Raw genomic sequence first — 16992 nt, 5'->3', positions numbered from 1 at the left:
GGGAGAGGGTTAGGGTGAGGGGCCTCTTCACCCCCATCATGAATTCCCCTCATCTTCTCTGAGCAAACCTCACCGTTATTGTGATTATTTCTGTTGACGTCACGCCGCTTTTCCGTCATTTTTACATCTGGACGTCTAAACGTATAGAAGTTCACAACACAACAGACAACGACACGCGAAAGATAGAGGTAAGGTATGAGCTTTTTTCACGCCAACCAGCGGGAAGCACTGAATCAGAGCCTGGCCGAAGTAAACGGCCAGATTAACGTCTCTTTTGAATTTTTCCCGCCGCGCACCAGTGAAATGGAGCAAACCCTGTGGAGCTCTATCGATCGCCTGAGCAGCCTGAAGCCGAAGTTTGTCTCCGTGACCTACGGTGCGAACTCCGGCGAGCGTGACCGCACGCACAGCATTATTAAAGGCATTAAGGACAGAACCGGTCTGGAAGCGGCACCGCACCTGACCTGTATTGACGCCACCCGCGATGAGCTGCGCGCCATTGCCCGGGACTACTGGAACAACGGTATCCGCCATATTGTTGCCCTGCGCGGCGATCTCCCTCCCGGCAGCGGCAAGCCTGAAATGTATGCGGCCGATCTGGTCGGGCTGCTGAAAGAGGTGGCCGACTTCGATATCTCCGTGGCCGCCTATCCTGAAGTTCATCCGGAAGCGAAAAGCGCCCAGGCGGATCTGCTTAACCTGAAGCGTAAGGTGGAGGCCGGTGCCAACCGCGCCATCACCCAGTTCTTCTTTGACGTGGAAAGCTATCTGCGCTTCCGCGACCGCTGCGTCTCGGCAGGTATCGACGTCGAAATCATCCCGGGCATTCTGCCGGTCTCTAACTTCAAACAGGCGAAGAAGTTCGCTGATATGACCAACGTGCGCATTCCGCTGTGGATGTCCAAAATGTACGAAGGGCTGGACGACGATGCGGAAACCCGCAAGCTGGTGGGGGCCAATATCGCGATGGATATGGTGAAAATCTTAAGCCGCGAAGGGGTGAAAGACTTCCACTTCTATACGCTGAACCGCGCGGAGATGAGCTACGCCATCTGTCATACGCTCGGCGTTCGCCCGGCGTAATCAGCAAAAAGCCCTCATAAAATTGAGGGCTTTTTAGTCAGGTAGAAAGTTAAAAGGTATTAACTATCGAATCTGTGGATTAATTCAACTATATCTTATTGCTAGTGGTGTATATCGTAACGGTAACACTGTAAAGGGAGCATAGCGATGAGCACGTCAGACGAGACCAATAACGCGGCATCCGCCGGCAAATGTCCGTTCCATCAGGGCGGCGTCGATCACAGCGCGGGCGCAGGTACCGGCAGCAAAGAGTGGTGGCCTAAACAACTCCGCATCGATCTTCTAAATCAACATTCCAACCGTTCAAACCCGCTGGGTGAAGACTTCGACTACCGCAAAGAATTCAGCAAGCTCGACTATTCCGCCCTCAAGGGCGATCTCAAAGCCCTGTTAACCGACTCTCAACCGTGGTGGCCTGCCGACTGGGGCAGCTACGCGGGTCTGTTTATTCGCATGGCCTGGCACGGGGCAGGTACTTACCGCTCCGTGGACGGACGCGGCGGTGCCGGACGCGGCCAACAGCGCTTTGCGCCGCTGAACTCCTGGCCTGATAACGTCAGCCTGGATAAAGCGCGCCGCCTGCTGTGGCCAATCAAGCAAAAATACGGACAAAAAATCTCCTGGGCCGACCTGTTTATCCTCGCGGGTAACGTGGCGCTGGAGAACTCCGGCTTCCGCACCTTTGGATTTGGCGCCGGTCGTGAAGACGTCTGGGAACCGGATCTGGACGTAAACTGGGGCGATGAAAAAGCCTGGCTGACCCACCGTGACCCGGAAGCGCTGGCGAAACGCCCGCTGGCGGCCACCGAAATGGGCCTGATTTACGTGAACCCGGAAGGGCCAAACGCCAGCGGTGAACCGCTGTCTGCGGCTGCGGCAATTCGCGCTACCTTTGGCAACATGGGTATGAACGACGAAGAGACCGTCGCGCTGATTGCAGGCGGCCATACGCTCGGTAAAACCCACGGCGCGGGTGAAGCCACGCACGTTGGCACCGATCCGGAAGCCTCGCCGATTGAAGCGCAGGGCTTAGGCTGGGCCAGCACGCACGGCACCGGTATTGGCGCTGACGCCATCACCTCCGGGCTGGAAGTCATCTGGTCACAAACCCCGACCCAGTGGAGCAACTACTTCTTCGAGAACCTGTTCAAATACGAATGGGTGCAGACCCGCAGCCCGGCAGGTGCGATTCAGTTTGAAGCCGTGGATGCGCCTGAGATCATGCCAGATCCGTTCGACTCGTCGAAAAAACGTAAGCCAACCATGCTGGTCACCGACCTGACGCTGCGCTTCGATCCGGAATTCGAGAAAATTTCCCGTCGCTTCCTGAACGATCCGCAGGCCTTTAACGAAGCCTTCGCGCGCGCGTGGTTCAAACTGACCCACCGCGATATGGGGCCAAAAGCGCGGTACATCGGCCCGGAAGTGCCGAAAGAAGATCTGATTTGGCAGGATCCGCTGCCGCAGGCGGTGTTCCATCCGACGCAGGAAGATATTGAAAGCCTGAAAGCGGAAATCGCGGCCTCTGGCCTCTCCGTGAGCGAGCTGGTTTCCGTGGCCTGGGCATCTGCATCGACCTTCCGCGGCGGCGACAAGCGCGGCGGTGCCAACGGCGCGCGTCTGGCGCTGGCTCCTCAGCGCGACTGGGATGTGAACGCTGCGGCGGTACGCGCGCTGCCGGCTCTGGAAGCTATCCAGCGCACCACCAACAAAGCTTCACTGGCCGATATCATCGTGCTGGCGGGCGCTGTGGGCGTTGAGCAGGCGGCGAAAGCGGCGGGCGTTTACGTCAACGTGCCGTTTACCCCGGGCCGCGTAGATGCGCGTCAGGACCAGACGGATATCGAGATATTCAACCTGCTCGAACCGATTGCCGACGGCTTCCGCAACTACCGTGCGCAGGTGGATGTGTCCACGACGGAATCGCTGCTGATTGATAAGGCCCAGCAGCTGACCCTGACCGCGCCCGAGCTGACGGTGCTGATCGGCGGCCTGCGCGTGCTGGGTACGAACTTTGATGGCAGCAAGAATGGCGTATTCACCAGCCGCGAAGGCGTGCTGAGCAACGACTTCTTCGTGAACCTGCTGGATATGAATACCCAGTGGAAAGCGACCGACGATTCAAACGAGCTGTTTGCCGGTAGCGATCGCGCCAGCGGTGAAGTGAAATACACCGCGACCCGCGCCGACCTGGTCTTTGGCTCGAACGCCGTGCTGCGCGCGCTGGCCGAAGTGTATGCCAGCAGCGATGCGCACGAGAAGTTTGTCCGTGACTTCGTTGCCGCTTGGGCGAAGGTGATGGATTTGGATCGTTTTGACGTGAAGTAAAAGCAATCCCCGCCACGGCGGGGATTTTTTTGCCAGTCATCCTGGCGGGGTAAGGCGTAGCTGTCACCCGCTTTTTCAGGTGATCGAGTTCTTATTGCGAACCTCTTCGCCCTTAAAGATTGAGGTTACCAAACGCGTTTTTCCAGTCCTGCTCGAACTTCTCTATGGCTGACTCTACCGCCGGGGTACCGAGCATGTGTTGCGCTACGTCTAAGGGGAGCGTGATTGCCTCGCATCCTGCCAGCAGGCAGTCCAGCGCCTGACGCGGCGTTTTAAAGCTTGCAGCCAGCATGATGCTTTCCGGCGCATGCAGTTCCAGCAGGGATTGCAGCTCCTGCACCATGCGAATACCGTCACCGCCCTGTGCGTCGACGCGATTGACGTATGGCGCAACATACTTCGCACCTGCCAGCGCGGCCAGTAAACCCTGAGCGGCGCTGTAAACGGCGGTACCCAGCGTGGTAATACCCTCTCTTTTCAGCGCTTTAATGGCGATAAGCCCCTGCGCGGTGACCGGGATTTTCACCACAATACCCGGGATGGCGTTACTCAGGCGTTTGGCCTCCGCCACCATGCCTTCGGCGTCGCGGCTCATGGTTTGGGCAAACAGCGTGCCGTCCGGCCCGATGGCTTTTTTCAGGCGCGGCAGTACGTCCCAGATGGATTCACGGCTGGCGGCAATGATGCTTGGGTTGGTGGTGACGCCCGCAATGGGGAAAACGCGAGCAAGGCGTTCCACTTCTGCCACGTTAGCGGTATCCAGATACAGTTCCATTATTTTTCCTCGTTTTAGAGTTCTAATTCGTGCTGCAGCAGGGAGGCGATAGCCTCTTCAGAGCTGGCGTGAACCAGCGCGCTGCGAAAATCGTCATGCATGATGCGACGTGCCAGGCGGGAGAAAATACGCATATGCTGGTCGCCAGCGGCGTGTTTGTTTAGCGTCAGCATGATGATGTACTGTGCCTCCTCATCGCCCCACATGACCGGAGATTTCAGGCGTGCGACGCTGATGGTAGATTGCTCGATATGCTCTGATTTGCTGTGTGGAATGGCGAAACCAAAACCCAGCCCGGTGGAGAAGACGGCCTCGCGGGCCCAGAGATCGGCTTCCAGCTTGCGCGGATAGCGGCAACGCCCGGCGAGCAGCAGGTTATCGGTCATCCCTTTCATGACCTCTTCTTTGCTGTTCCAGTCGTTATCCAGAGAGATGCAGCGTGGCGTCACCAGCGGCGTATCCTGCTGATTCATGCGGAACTGCGCCAGCAGATGCTCCACCTCGAGCGAAGTGCGACACGCCATGGCCTGGTTCAGCAGCTGGCGACAGGCGCGGCTGTCAAGCTGCGCCAGGCGTGCTTTAGTGGCGGGAATGGCTGGCGAGCCCATGCTTAGCTCGTCCAGCCCAAGACCTACCAGTAGCGGCAGCACTGAACCTTTCGCGCCCAGTTCACCGCAGAGGCCAATCCATTTCCCCTGGCGATGCACTGCCTGCACCGCGTAATCCAGCGCGCGCAGGAAGGCCGGGTTAAGACTGTTGTAGTGGCGCGTGACTTTAGCATTGTCGCGGTCGACGGCCAGCAGATACTGCGTCAGGTCATTGCTGCCAATACTAAAGAAATCAATCTCTTCGCAGCACTGATCGATGATGAACATCACCGAAGGCACTTCCAGCATAATGCCGAGCGGGATTTTCTCATCAAACGGAATATGTTCATTGCGAAGCTGCTGTTTTGCTTCGGCGAGTTTCTCTTTCACCCACAGGATCTCTTCCATGGAGGAGATCATCGGGATCATGATCTTCAGGTTTCCGTGAGCAGAGGCGCGCAGGATCGCCCGAAGCTGGGTGGTGAAAAGTGTTGAATACTCTTCGTATATGCGCACGGCACGGTAACCCAGGAACGGATTGTTCTCTGCCGGAATATTCAGATACTCCACCGGCTTATCGCCGCCGATATCCATGGTGCGCACGATAATGCTTCGCCTGTTTGCACTCTCCAGCGCCTGACAGAAAATGTTGTAAAGCTCGTTTTCGCCGGGCGCGCTGGTGCGATCCATATAGAGCATTTCAGTGCGGAACAGGCCCACGCCCTCGGCACCGTTGCCAAATGCCCCCTGGGCTTCCACCGCGTGGGCGATGTTCGCGGCAATCTCTATGCGCAGACCGTCAGCCGTTCTGGCTTCACGATCGAGCCAGATGCGCTGCTGCTCGCGTATCGCCTGTTGTACCCGTGCTTCTTGTTGATAGTAGCGCGTCACCGCATCGCTGGCATTGACAACGACCGCACCGGCATTGCCGTCGACAAAGACGGGTGCATTGCGCCAATGCAGCAGGCTCTCACTGTCGATGCCGACCAGCGTGGGAATATTGAAGGAGCGCGCGAGGATCACTGTGTGAGAGGTTGTTCCGCCGCTTTTTAACAGCAGCCCTTTCAGCATGGTCTTATCCAGTTCCAGGAACTGGCCGGGAGTGAGGTCGTCAGCCAGGCAGACGCTCGGCTGCGTCAGCTGCCCCGGAGAGGGGAAACGCGCTTCACCGTAGATATGCTGTAAAAGCTGATAGCAGACGTCGCGAACGTCCAGCACGCGTTCCTGCAAATACGCGCTGCTGGAACGAGAGAACGTATCGCAGAAATGGTTCGCCGTGGCGATGATGGCCTGGGCGCAGCTTAAGCCCCGGTTAACTCCTGACAGAAGGTGCTGGCGCAGCGAGGTATCCGTAGCCAGCGAGCGGTGGGCTTCAAGAATGGCGCTGGCGGTACTGTCGCCCTCCAGCGCGTGCAGCTCAATGTGCCTGGCCAGCAGCGTCAGGCCGGAATCCAACGCCGATTGCTCAGCTTCCACGCTTTGTGCGTCGGGTAAATTGGCCAGGGCGTTGAGATCCAGCGAGGTCAGTACCGTCAGGATGCCCTGTGCGCTGCCGCTGCATACCGGAGTGGCGCGAAAAAGCGTCGGGCTCAGGCGTGTCAGTGATTCTGGTAAGGGCTCCAGCTCCGTGTTGATGACTCCTTCAAGCGGTGCGTCGCAGTGCGGGAACTCCTCTCTCAACCACTGTTCCAGCCGCTGATGGGCATGTTGCTCATCTTCACCGCAGATCGCCAGACGGCAGGGATCGCCCGCCAGCGTATCGGTACCAATCAATGCCAGCGCGCTTTTGGCATCGCCTTTACGGTCAGTACGCAGGTTATGCCATTCGATTTGCGAGACAAACGTGTTGCACAGCGTTTCCACATGACTTGCCGGACGCGCGTGAACGCCGTTGGGCAATTCACAGGTAAATTCCACTACCAGAGCCATACACACTCCTGAAACCAATCATCATTCATTGGCAAACAGCATACGAGCGTGAGGATAAGGCGCGCCATGTGACAAAACTGCCAAAAGCTGGACAAATGTAATGTCACGTTAAAAGTGAGATTTCACTCACAGGTCGTGGCGTTTTGCGTAACGCATCGCTGATGTGAAATGTCGAGGCGGATCGCATTTTTATTTCGATATTACAAAAATCCAGTAAATGGCCTTTTTGTCTCCTGTCCGCCGTCTTTCTGATTGCCTATTGTTTGCCACATCATCTTTATGGTTTTATGCCAGGAGCGACATATGAAAGCGTTGGTGCATATTCTCAAGAACACGCGGCAGCACCTGATGACCGGGGTGTCGCACATGATCCCGTTCGTGGTCTCGGGCGGCATTCTGCTGGCGGTTTCGGTCATGCTATACGGCAAAGGCGCGGTACCGGATGCCGCAACCGATCCCAATCTGAAAAAGCTCTTTGATATCGGTGTGGCGGGTTTAACGCTGATGGTGCCGTTCCTGGCCGCTTACATCGGCTACTCAATAGCAGAACGCGCCGCGCTGGCTCCCTGTGCCATTGCCGCCTGGGTGGGCAACAGCTTCGGCGCGGGGTTCTTTGGCGCGATTATCGCCGGAATTTTCGGCGGAATTATCGTCTGGTACCTGAAAAAACTGCCGGTCCCGAAAGTGCTGCGCTCCGTCATGCCTATCTTCATCATCCCGATTATCGGCACCTTTATTACCGCGGGCGTCATGATGTGGGGGCTTGGCGAGCCTGTCGGCGCGCTGACCACCAGCCTCACCCAGTGGCTGCAAAGCATGCAGCAGGGCAGCATCGTGGTACTCGCTATCATTCTTGGTCTCATGCTGGCGTTCGATATGGGCGGCCCGGTTAACAAAGTGGCGTATGCCTTCATGCTGATTTGCGTTGCGCAGGGCGTCTATACCGTCGTTGCGATTGCCGCCGTGGCTATTTGCGTACCGCCGCTGGGGTTAGGCCTGGCAACGTTGGTCGGTCGCAAGAATTTTTCCGATGAAGAGCGTGAAGCGGGTAAGGCTGCATTAGTGATGGGCTGCGTAGGCGTCACCGAAGGGGCCATTCCGTTCGCTGCTGCCGATCCTCTGCGCGTGATTCCCTCCATCATGCTGGGTTCCGCATGTGGTGCTGTCACGGCTGCCGTGATGGGCGCGCAATGCTATGCCGGTTGGGGCGGGTTGATTGTGCTTCCCGTGGTGGACGGCAAGCTCGGCTATATCGCGGCGGTTGCGGTAGGCGCAGTGGTAACGGCAATCAGCGTCAACGTGCTGAAGCGTATTGCCCGTAAGAATGCAAAACAGGTCGAGGAAAAAGAGGACGACCTGGATCTGGATTTCGAAATTAACTGAGTGAGGAAGAAAACATGGCCCGAATTATCGCAGTAACTGCATGTCCGTCTGGCGTTGCTCATACCTATATGGCTGCCGAAGCGCTGGAAAGCGCCGCTAAAGCCAAAGGTTGGGAAGTGAAGGTTGAAACGCAGGGGTCGATCGGTCTTGAGAACGAACTGACGGCAGAAGACGTTGCCGCCGCGGATATGGTGATCCTGACCAAGGATATTGGCATTAAATTCGAAGAGCGCTTTGCCGGGAAAATCATTGTACGCGTCAACATCAGCGACGCGGTAAAACGCGCCGACGCCATCATGAACAAGATTGATGCCCACCTCGCGCAAACCGCCTGATGCTCTCCCGCCCTTCGGGGCGGGCTCGTTTTACCGTTACAGGAGTTCCCTCATGACGAATCGTACCCAGCGTTTGAAAGACGCCCTTTTTGCCAGCCCGCGCGAGATCTCGCTTGAGCGTGCTTTGCTCTACACCGCCAGCCACCAACAGACGGAAGGCGAGCCGGTAATTATCCGGCGTGCGAAAGCGACGGCGTACATACTCGACCATGTAAAAATCGCGATTCGTGATGAGGAGCTGATTGCCGGGAACCGCACCGTTAAACCGCGAGCAGGGATTATGTCTCCGGAGATGGACCCGTATTGGCTGCTTAAAGAGCTGGATCGGTTCGCGACGCGTCCGCAGGATCGCTTTGAAATCAGCGATGAGGATAAGCAGACCTACCGTGACGTGCTGTATCCGTACTGGGAAAACCGGTCGATGAAGGATTTCATCAACAGCCAGATGACGGATGAGGTGAAAACCGCGGTAGGGACGCAGATTTTTAGCGTCAACCAGACGGATAAAGGGCAGGGGCATATCATTATTGATTATCCGCGCCTGCTCAATAATGGCCTGGGCGCGCTGGTGGAGGAGTTGCGTGAACACTGCGCCCGCGATCCCCATAACACCTTCTATGCTGCGGCGCTGATCCTGCTTGAGGCTTCTCAGCGTCATATACTGCGCTATGCATTACTGGCTGAAAAGCTGGCTGCCAGCAGTGACGCTTTACGGCGTGAAGAATTACTTAAAATTGCCGACATCTCGCGGCACAACGCGCAGCACAAGCCACAGACGTTCTGGCAGGCGTGTCAGCTGTTCTGGTACATGAACGTGATTTTGCAGTACGAATCCAACGCCAGTTCGCTCTCCATTGGGCGCTTTGACCAGTATATGCTGCCGTTCTATCAGGCCTCGCTCTCACGGGGCGAAGAGCCTGCGTTCCTGAAAGAGATCCTGGAATCGCTGTGGGTGAAATGCAATGACGTGGTGCTTTTACGCTCGACCAGCAGCGCCCGCTATTTCGCCGGCTTCCCGACCGGGTATACCGCATTGTTAGGCGGCCTGACGGAGAACGGCCGTAGCGCGGTAAACGTGCTCTCCTTCCTGTGCCTGGATGCCTACCAGAGCGTTCAGCTTCCTCAACCGAACCTCGGCGTGCGGGTTAACGAACTGATCGACAGGCCTTTCCTGCTTAAAACCGCAGAGACAATCCGCCTGGGAACGGGTATTCCGCAGATCTTTAACGATGAAGTGGTGGTGCCAGCCTTCCTGAATCGCGGCGTGTCGCTGGAGGACGCGCGCGACTACGCTGTCGTCGGTTGCGTTGAGCTGTCGATTCCCGGTAAAACCTACGGTCTGCACGATATCGCGATGTTTAACCTGCTGAAAGTGATGGAAATCGCGATGCAGGAGAACGAAGGCAACGCAGCGCTGAGTTATGGAGGTTTGCTGGAACATATTCGCGCCAAAATTAATCACTATATTGCGCTGATGGTCGAGGGGAGCAACATCTGCGATATCGGCCATCGTGACTGGGCACCTGTGCCGTTACTCTCTTCATTCATAAGCGATTGTCTTGAATCCGGGAAAGATATTACCGACGGCGGGGCGCGCTATAACTTCTCTGGCGTACAGGGGATTGGAATAGCCAACCTGAGTGATTCACTGCACGCCCTGAAAGGGCTGGTCTTTGAACAGCAACGCTTAAGTTTTGATGAGCTCTTAGCCGTGTTAAAAGCGAACTTTGCCACCCCGGAGGGCGAAAAGGTGCGTGCAAGGCTGATCAATCGCTTCGAAAAGTACGGCAATGATATCGATGATGTCGACAACATCAGCGCGGAACTGCTGCGCCACTACTGTAAAGAGGTCGAAAAATACCGTAACCCGCGCGGCGGGCAGTTTACGCCGGGCTCTTATACCGTATCGGCACACGTGCCGCTGGGGGCGGTGGTGGGGGCAACACCGGATGGACGCTTTGCCGGTGAGCAACTGGCGGACGGCGGGCTCTCACCGATGCTTGGGCAGGATATGCAGGGCCCAACCGCAGTCCTCAAATCGGTGAGTAAGCTGGATAACTATCTGCTATCTAACGGTACGCTGCTAAACGTTAAATTCACCCCAGCGACGCTTGAAGGCGATGCCGGACTACAAAAGCTGGCGGATTTTCTTCGCGCCTTCACCCAGCTTAAGTTGCAGCATATCCAGTTCAACGTGGTGAACGCGGAAACACTGCGTGAAGCGCAGCAGCGTCCGCAGGATTTTGCCGGGCTGGTGGTACGCGTAGCCGGATACAGCGCCTTCTTTGTTGAGTTATCGAAGGAGATCCAGGATGACATTATCCGCCGCACCGCGCATCAGCTGTGACGTCGTGGAAACGCGCGTCGACGTGGCGCGTATTTTCAATATTCAGCGCTACTCCTTGAATGACGGTCGCGGCATTCGTACGGTAGTTTTTTTTAAAGGCTGCCCTCACCGCTGCCCGTGGTGTGCCAACCCGGAGTCTATCTCGCCGAAAATTGAGACGGTTCGCCGGGAGAGTAAATGTTTGCACTGCACACCCTGCCTGCGTGATGTGGATGAATGTCCTTCCGGCGCGTTTGAGCGCATCGGACGCGACGTGACGCTGGACGAGCTTGAACGCGAGGTGATGAAAGACGATGTCTTCTTTCGTTCCTCGGGAGGTGGGGTAACGCTGTCGGGTGGGGAAGTGTTGCTGCAGGCGCCTTTCGCGACAAGGTTTCTACAGAGGCTGCGTCGTTTTGGCGTACATACGGCCATCGAGACGGCAGGCGATGCCCCTTTGTCCCGATTAATGCCGTTGGCCCGCCAGTGTGATGAAGTGCTGTTTGATTTGAAGATCATGGACACGGAGCTGGCCCAATCAATTGTGGTAATGAATCTTCCCAGAGTGCTGGATAATTTCCGCCAGCTGGCGGCTGACGGGATAAACGTGATTCCCCGCGTCCCGCTTATTCCTGGCTATACGCTCAACGAAACGAACATGGCGCGCGTGTTGGCTTTCCTGCTACCTTCAGGAATACGGCAGCTGCATTTATTGCCCTTCCATCAGTATGGGGAGCCAAAATACCGTTTGCTAGGGCGAGAGTGGGGAATGCGGCAAGCGATCCCTCCGACAGAAGATGAAATGTCAGCGATGCGTCGGCTGGCAGAACGCAAAGGTTTCAACGTTACCGTGGGAGGCTGAACATGACAGTGATAACGGGACGTCATCTGGTGGCGGTGACCGCGTGCGTCAGTGGCGTTGCACATACCTATATGGCTGCAGAACGGCTGGAAAAGCTCTGCCAGCAGGAGAGGTGGAGCGTTAACATTGAGACGCAGGGAGCGCTGGGCGTTGAGAGCGAGCTCTCTGAAGACGACATTCGCCGTGCAGATGTCGTATTGCTGATTACTGATATCGAACTGGCGGGCAGTGAACGTTTCGAACATACGCGCTACGTGAAGTGCGGGATTAACGCCTTTTTACGTGACCCTCAGAGGGTGATGGGGGCGGTGCGTAAAATGTTATCCGCGCCGCAGCACACTCAGGTCATTCTGGACTGACCGCTTTCCCCGTCAGCTGGCTGTGATACTGGCGACGGTACTCTGACGGCGAGCGTTCCGTGTTTTTACGGAATAAGCGGCAGAAGTAGTTGCTGTCGACAAATCCGCAGGCATGTGCCACTTCTTTCACCTTTAAATCATACCCTTTCAGCAGCTGACGCGCGTGCTCCAGCCGTGTGTGGGTCAGGTATTCATTAAAACCTACCGCGCCTGTTTTCTGAAAAAGATGCGATAAATAGTTCGGAGAGATATAAAACGCCTGGGCGACGGATTCCCGGGTTAGCGGGGTCGCATAATGTTCATCAATATAAACGCGAATGGCTTCAAACAGGGCCTGGCTGCGTGAGGCGGTCTGGATCTGACTACCTAACAAGTCAACGCAGTGGCTAAGCAGGCTGGCGACGATCAGCCGTGCGGTTTGCTGCTCGTGCGGCTGCATCTGCATTTCATGAAGCGTCTGTAGCAGGAACGAGCCAATGCGGGGGCCACGGCGAGCAACGTGCTGCTTTGCCAGGTTACGCACTTCAACACCATCCCAGTGCAAAAGGCTAAACCCAAGCTGCTGTTTACCAAACAGGATGCTCAACGTCGTCGCGGGCGTTTGCCATTGCGGATCGTTCCAGCCGCCAGCCGGGACGTATAAAACATCACCCTGCTGTAAAACGGAAGCTGCCTGGTCTTTCACCGAGCCTTCGAGCACGATCTCCAGACGTGGGAAATCAACCTGTAAGGCAAGGTCGGGTGCGGAGATGGCTGGGTTTGCAAAGTGTACCTGACGCAGCGGCGTTGTGCCGTTGATCAGGTCAGTCAGGATGCGGGTAATGTCGTGGTGCATGGTGTGGATACCAGGGATCTGCCGGGTGGCGCTAGCGCTTACCCGGCCTACCTGTCGTAGGCCCGTGCAAGCGCAGCGCCGCCGGGCGTAAGCATTAACCGGTGTTACGCATACCCGCCGCAACGCCCGCAATCGTTACCATCAGCGCCTGTTCAACGCGCGGATCCGGCTCTTTACCTTCCTCTTCCGCCAGACGCGAACGGTGCAGCAACTCGGCCTGCAAGACGTTCAGCGGGTCGGTGTAGATATTACGTAGCTGGATTGACTCGGCGATCCACGGCAGGTCCGCCATCAGGTGCGAGTCGTTGGCGATGTCCAGCACCACTTTGATGTCGCCTTCCAGCAGCTCGCGCAGCTCTTTGCCCAGCGCCCACAGCTCTGGTTTCACCAGACGCTGATCGTAGTATTCCGCCAGCCAGAGGTCGGCTTTCGAGAAGACCATCTCCAGCATACCCAGACGGGTAGAAAAGAACGGCCAGTCGCGGCACATGGTTTCCAGTTCGTTCTGTTTGCCGTCTTCCACCACTTTTTGCAGCGCCGCACCGGCACCCAGCCAGGCGGGCAGCATCAGGCGGTTCTGCGTCCAGGCGAAGATCCATGGAATCGCGCGCAGGGATTCTACGCCACCGGTCGGGCGGCGCTTGGCAGGACGCGAGCCCAGCGGCAGTTTACCCAGCTCCTGCTCAGGCGTTGCCGAGCGGAAGTAAGGGACAAAATCTTTGTTTTCACGCACGTAGCCGCGGTACAGATCGCAGGAGATATCAGACAGCTCGTCCATGATATGACACCAGGACGCTTTTGGCTCCGGCGGCGGCAGCAGGTTCGCTTCCAGGATCGCGCTGGTATAGAGCGACAGGCTGCTGATGGTCACTTCCGGCAGGCCGTACTTAAAGCGGATCATCTCGCCCTGCTCGGTGACGCGCAGGCCGCCTTTCAGGCTTCCCGGTGGTTGAGAGAGCAGCGCCGCGTGAGCAGGCGCACCGCCGCGGCCAATGGAGCCGCCGCGACCGTGGAACAGGGTCAGCTCAATACCGGCTTTCTCGCAGGTTTTGATCAGCGCATCCTGAGCCTGATACTGTGCCCAGGACGCCGCCATCACGCCCGCATCTTTCGCGGAGTCGGAATAGCCAATCATCACCATCTGCTTGCCCTGAATAAAGCCGCGATACCAGTCGATGTTAAGCAGCTGGGTCATGACGTCGTTGGCGTTGTTCAGGTCGTCGAGGGTCTCAAACAGCGGAGCGACCGGCAGGGCGTAGTCGATACCCGCTTCTTTCAGCAGAAGATGAACGCCCAGCACGTCGGACGGGGTTTTCGCCATGGAGATCACGTAGGCGGCCACCGATCCTTTCGGCGCGTCCACGATCGCTTTACAGGTGTTGAGCACCTCGCGGGTATCGTTGCTTGGCTCCCAGTTGCGCGGCAGCAGAGGGCGTTTGGAGTTCAGCTCGCGGATCAGGAACGCCTGCTTGTCGGCTTCGGACCAGCTTTCATAGTCGCCGATGCCGAGATAGCGGGTCAGTTCGCCCAGCGCTTCGGTGTGGCGGGTACTTTCCTGACGCACGTCGATACGCACCAGCGGCACGCCGAAACACTTCACGCGTCGCAGGGTATCGAGCAGTTCGCCGTTGGCGATGATGCCCATGCCGCAGGCCTGCAGTGATTTATAGCAGGCGTACAGCGGCTCCCAGAGCTGTTCGTTCTGGCTAAGCAGACCTTCCGGCTTCGGCAGGCGCTGGCCTTTAAGGCGCGCTTCCAGCCAGGCCTGGGTGGCCATCAGCTGACCGCGTAGCTTTTTCATCAGGAAGCGGTACGGCTCGCTGGCACCTTCTTCGCCGGCCAGCGCGCGCAGTTCCGGCGTCGCTTCAACCATCGACAGCTCAGAGATCAGCACCTGAATATCCTTCAGGAACAGGTCGGTCGCTTTCCAGCGGCTCAGCAGCAGGACGTGGCGGGTGATTTCCGCGGTCACGTTCGGGTTGCCGTCGCGGTCACCGCCCATCCAGGAGGTGAAACGTACTGGAACAAAGTCGACCGGCAGGCGGTAGCCGAGGTTCTCTTCCAGCTGTTCGTTTAGCTCGCGCAGGTAGTTAGGCACCCCTTCCCACAGGCTGTTTTCCACCACAGCAAAGCCCCATTTGGCTTCGTCGACCGGGCTTGGGCGATGCTTACGAATTTCATCGGTATGCCAGGACTGCGCAATCAGCTGGCGCAGACGGCGCATCAGCTGGTTGCGCTCGTAGTCGGCAATGTCTTTGTTATCCAGCTGCTTGAGGCAGCTGTTCACTTCCACCATCTTGTGGATGAGGGTGCGACGGGTAATTTCGGTTGGGTGTGCGGTCAGCACCAGCTCCAGCGAAAGGGACTCCACCGCTTTTTTGATGGTGGCTTCGTTGAGGTCTGGCTGGTCTTTCAGTTTACGAAGGGTGCGGGCAATGACTTCCGGGTTGCTGGCCGCTTCGCCGTTTGGCGAAATGCTGTGGTATTGCTCAGCGGTGTTTGCCAGGTTCAGGAACTGGCTGAAAGCGCGGGCAACGGGCAGCAGCTCATCGTTTGAGAGGTTCTGCAAGGTGGTGAGCAGCTCCTGACGACTGGCCTCGTTACCGGCACGGGAAGATTTAGACAGCTTGCGGATGGTTTCAACGCGGTCGAGGATGTTCTCACCCAACGCATCTTTGATGGTATCTCCAAGCACTTTGCCGAGCATACTGACATTACTACGCAACGCGGAATATTGTTCGTTCATAAAAACCCAGTCACCCCATCATTTTTGTTTATGCCCAGGCGAAAATCTTCTGGACATTATTTTGTCATCTCCCTTTATAAAGCCACGTAAAACCCCCGTCGTCAATTGCTGCGAAAACGGTTCAGCAAACGAATAAATGCGGGCAATTTACGAAATTTAATTCGCATTGCGTCAGATAAGAGATGCTTATGGGAATGTGACGGAGATCATGCGATTTGTTGCCCTCACCCTAACCCTCTCCCACAGGGAGAGGGGACTCTTCGGTGCGGTTTTAATGCCAGCAGAAGTGATGCACAACCTGGGTTATCAGTTCGCGGGTTGGCTTGATGAAGCGGGTTTCCAGATATTCATCCGGCTGATGGGCCTGGTTGATCGAGCCAGGGCCAAGGACCAGCGTCGGGCAAAGCGTCTGAATAAACGGCGCTTCGGTGCAGTAGTTCACCACGTCGGTTTTCTCGCCGAGCAGCTTTTCCACCACTTCGACCAGCTGGTGGTCCGGCGGGCATTCGTAGCCTAGAATCGGCGGATGCAGTTCGGAGACCGTCAGGCGGCCAGGCCAGCGCTCGCTTACCGGCGCCAGCGCTTCGTTAAGCAGGCCATCGAGATCGCTAAGCGTCATGCCCGGCAGCGGGCGGATGTCCATATGCAGTTCGCAGCAGGCACAGATGCGGTTGGACGCATCGCCGCCGTGCAGGCTACCGAGGTTCAGGGTCGGATACGGCACGGTAAACGCCTCGTAGTGATACCGCTCTTTCAGGTCGTCGCGCAGGGTCATGATGCGGCCGATGGCGTCATGCATCAGCTCGATGGCGTTCACGCCGCGCGCCGGATCGCTGGAGTGGCCGGACTGGCCCAGCACGCGCACGGCGGTAGACATATGGCCTTTGTGCGCGCGAATCGGCTGCAGGGAGGTTGGCTCGCCGATGATCGCGCAATCCGGGCGAATCGACGTGTTTTCAGAGAAGTAGCGCGCGCCCGCCATGCTGGTCTCTTCATCGGCGGTCGCCAGGATGTAAAGCGGTTTTTTCAGCTTCGTCACGTCCACGTCACGCAGCGCGTCGAGGATAAAGGCGAAGAAGCCTTTCATGTCGGCGGTGCCCAGACCGTAGAGCTTGTTGTCATGCTCGGTCAGGGTGAAGGGATCGCGCGTCCAGCGGCCATCGTCAAACGGTACGGTGTCGGTATGGCCAGCCAGCAGCAGGCCGCCGGCGCCGGTTCCGGTGCTGGCGAGCAGGTTAAATTTGTGGCGGGTTCCGGGGACGGGCTGAACCTCAACATTAAACCCAAGATCGCTAAACCAACCCGCCAGCAGATTGATTAAAGACTCATTGCTCTGATCCAGCGCTTCTTCGGTCGCACTGATGGACGGTGTGGCAATCAGGGCGCGGTAGATCTCGATAAATGGCGGTAAGTTCATTTTCATTGTTGACACACCTTAGGTCGT

General features: G+C 57.2%; 12 protein-coding genes. 7 read left to right on the top strand and 5 right to left on the bottom strand.

The features are described from left to right. Nucleotides 1-195 precede the first annotated feature (195 nt). On the top strand, nucleotides 196-1083 hold the full coding sequence (gene metF / locus OSH03_RS21830) for a methylenetetrahydrofolate reductase (protein WP_266180078.1): 888 nt from the start codon (nucleotides 196-198) through the stop codon (nucleotides 1081-1083). Nucleotides 1084-1230: 147 nt separating this feature from the next. Continuing rightward, entirely contained in the window at nucleotides 1231-3411 is a 2181-nt protein-coding gene (gene katG / locus OSH03_RS21825; RefSeq protein ID WP_266180077.1) for a catalase/peroxidase HPI, read from the top strand. 112 nt (nucleotides 3412-3523) lie between these two features. Here the strand turns inward: katG and fsa are convergent, their stop codons facing one another. Further along, nucleotides 3524-4186: a fructose-6-phosphate aldolase gene (gene fsa, locus OSH03_RS21820; RefSeq protein ID WP_266180076.1), complete on the bottom strand. Its 663-nt coding sequence runs from the start codon at nucleotides 4184-4186 to the stop codon at nucleotides 3524-3526. A gap of 14 nt (nucleotides 4187-4200) precedes the next feature. Next, nucleotides 4201-6702, bottom strand: a complete 2502-nt coding sequence (gene ptsP, locus OSH03_RS21815; RefSeq protein WP_266180075.1) for a phosphoenolpyruvate--protein phosphotransferase — start codon at nucleotides 6700-6702, stop codon at nucleotides 4201-4203. Nucleotides 6703-7005: 303 nt separating this feature from the next. On the opposite strand from ptsP, the gene OSH03_RS21810 reads away from it, so the two are divergent. From OSH03_RS21810 to OSH03_RS21790, 5 genes are read left to right on the top strand one after another with little or no spacing between them, the layout of a single operon-like run. After that, entirely contained in the window at nucleotides 7006-8085 is a 1080-nt protein-coding gene (locus OSH03_RS21810; RefSeq protein WP_266180074.1) for a PTS fructose transporter subunit EIIC, read from the top strand. Nucleotides 8086-8099: 14 nt separating this feature from the next. Beyond that, nucleotides 8100-8420: a PTS fructose-like transporter subunit IIB gene (locus OSH03_RS21805; RefSeq protein ID WP_266180073.1), complete on the top strand. Its 321-nt coding sequence runs from the start codon at nucleotides 8100-8102 to the stop codon at nucleotides 8418-8420. A gap of 52 nt (nucleotides 8421-8472) precedes the next feature. After that, nucleotides 8473-10767, top strand: coding sequence for a formate C-acetyltransferase (locus tag OSH03_RS21800; RefSeq protein ID WP_266180072.1), 2295 nt, complete (start codon nucleotides 8473-8475; stop codon nucleotides 10765-10767). Then, nucleotides 10733-11608 carry a [formate-C-acetyltransferase]-activating enzyme gene (locus tag OSH03_RS21795; protein WP_266180071.1) on the top strand — a complete coding sequence of 292 codons (876 nt, stop codon included), beginning with the start codon at nucleotides 10733-10735 and terminating at the stop codon, nucleotides 11606-11608. Before OSH03_RS21800 ends, OSH03_RS21795 begins: the two co-directional genes overlap by 35 nt. Before the next feature lie 2 nt (nucleotides 11609-11610). After that, nucleotides 11611-11967 (top strand): PTS fructose-like transporter subunit IIB, encoded by a 357-nt coding sequence (locus OSH03_RS21790; RefSeq protein WP_266180070.1) that lies wholly within the window; start codon nucleotides 11611-11613, stop codon nucleotides 11965-11967. Here the strand turns inward: OSH03_RS21790 and OSH03_RS21785 are convergent. From OSH03_RS21785 to argE, 3 genes are all read right to left on the bottom strand, one after another. Continuing rightward, complete coding sequence (locus OSH03_RS21785) at nucleotides 11954-12802, bottom strand: helix-turn-helix transcriptional regulator (RefSeq protein WP_266180069.1); 849 nt, start codon at nucleotides 12800-12802, stop codon at nucleotides 11954-11956. The genes OSH03_RS21790 and OSH03_RS21785 overlap by 14 nt on opposite strands. A 94-nt stretch (nucleotides 12803-12896) precedes the next feature. After that, nucleotides 12897-15548, bottom strand: coding sequence for a phosphoenolpyruvate carboxylase (ppc, locus tag OSH03_RS21780; protein WP_061096481.1), 2652 nt, complete (start codon nucleotides 15546-15548; stop codon nucleotides 12897-12899). A gap of 271 nt (nucleotides 15549-15819) precedes the next feature. Then, nucleotides 15820-16971 (bottom strand): acetylornithine deacetylase, encoded by a 1152-nt coding sequence (gene argE / locus OSH03_RS21775; protein WP_266180068.1) that lies wholly within the window; start codon nucleotides 16969-16971, stop codon nucleotides 15820-15822. Nucleotides 16972-16992 lie beyond the last annotated feature (21 nt).

Origin of the sequence: Enterobacter nematophilus (assembly GCF_026344075.1) — a bacterium.
GTDB lineage: Bacteria > Pseudomonadota > Gammaproteobacteria > Enterobacterales > Enterobacteriaceae > Enterobacter > Enterobacter nematophilus.
This window is presented reverse-complemented; position numbering and strand designations above follow the sequence as displayed.

What these genes read in the sequence shown, in the direction of transcription:
- metF (WP_266180078.1), top strand. Translation starts at nt 196, where the DNA reads ATGAGCTTTTTTCACGCCAACCAGCGGGAAGCACTGAATCAGAGCCTG.
- katG (WP_266180077.1), top strand. Translation starts at nt 1,231, where the DNA reads ATGAGCACGTCAGACGAGACCAATAACGCGGCATCCGCCGGCAAATGT.
- fsa (WP_266180076.1), bottom strand. Translation starts at nt 4,186, where the DNA reads ATGGAACTGTATCTGGATACCGCTAACGTGGCAGAAGTGGAACGCCTT.
- ptsP (WP_266180075.1), bottom strand. Translation starts at nt 6,702, where the DNA reads ATGGCTCTGGTAGTGGAATTTACCTGTGAATTGCCCAACGGCGTTCAC.
- OSH03_RS21810 (WP_266180074.1), top strand. Translation starts at nt 7,006, where the DNA reads ATGAAAGCGTTGGTGCATATTCTCAAGAACACGCGGCAGCACCTGATG.
- OSH03_RS21805 (WP_266180073.1), top strand. Translation starts at nt 8,100, where the DNA reads ATGGCCCGAATTATCGCAGTAACTGCATGTCCGTCTGGCGTTGCTCAT.
- OSH03_RS21800 (WP_266180072.1), top strand. Translation starts at nt 8,473, where the DNA reads ATGACGAATCGTACCCAGCGTTTGAAAGACGCCCTTTTTGCCAGCCCG.
- OSH03_RS21795 (WP_266180071.1), top strand. Translation starts at nt 10,733, where the DNA reads ATGACATTATCCGCCGCACCGCGCATCAGCTGTGACGTCGTGGAAACG.
- OSH03_RS21790 (WP_266180070.1), top strand. Translation starts at nt 11,611, where the DNA reads ATGACAGTGATAACGGGACGTCATCTGGTGGCGGTGACCGCGTGCGTC.
- OSH03_RS21785 (WP_266180069.1), bottom strand. Translation starts at nt 12,802, where the DNA reads ATGCACCACGACATTACCCGCATCCTGACTGACCTGATCAACGGCACA.
- ppc (WP_061096481.1), bottom strand. Translation starts at nt 15,548, where the DNA reads ATGAACGAACAATATTCCGCGTTGCGTAGTAATGTCAGTATGCTCGGC.
- argE (WP_266180068.1), bottom strand. Translation starts at nt 16,971, where the DNA reads ATGAAAATGAACTTACCGCCATTTATCGAGATCTACCGCGCCCTGATT.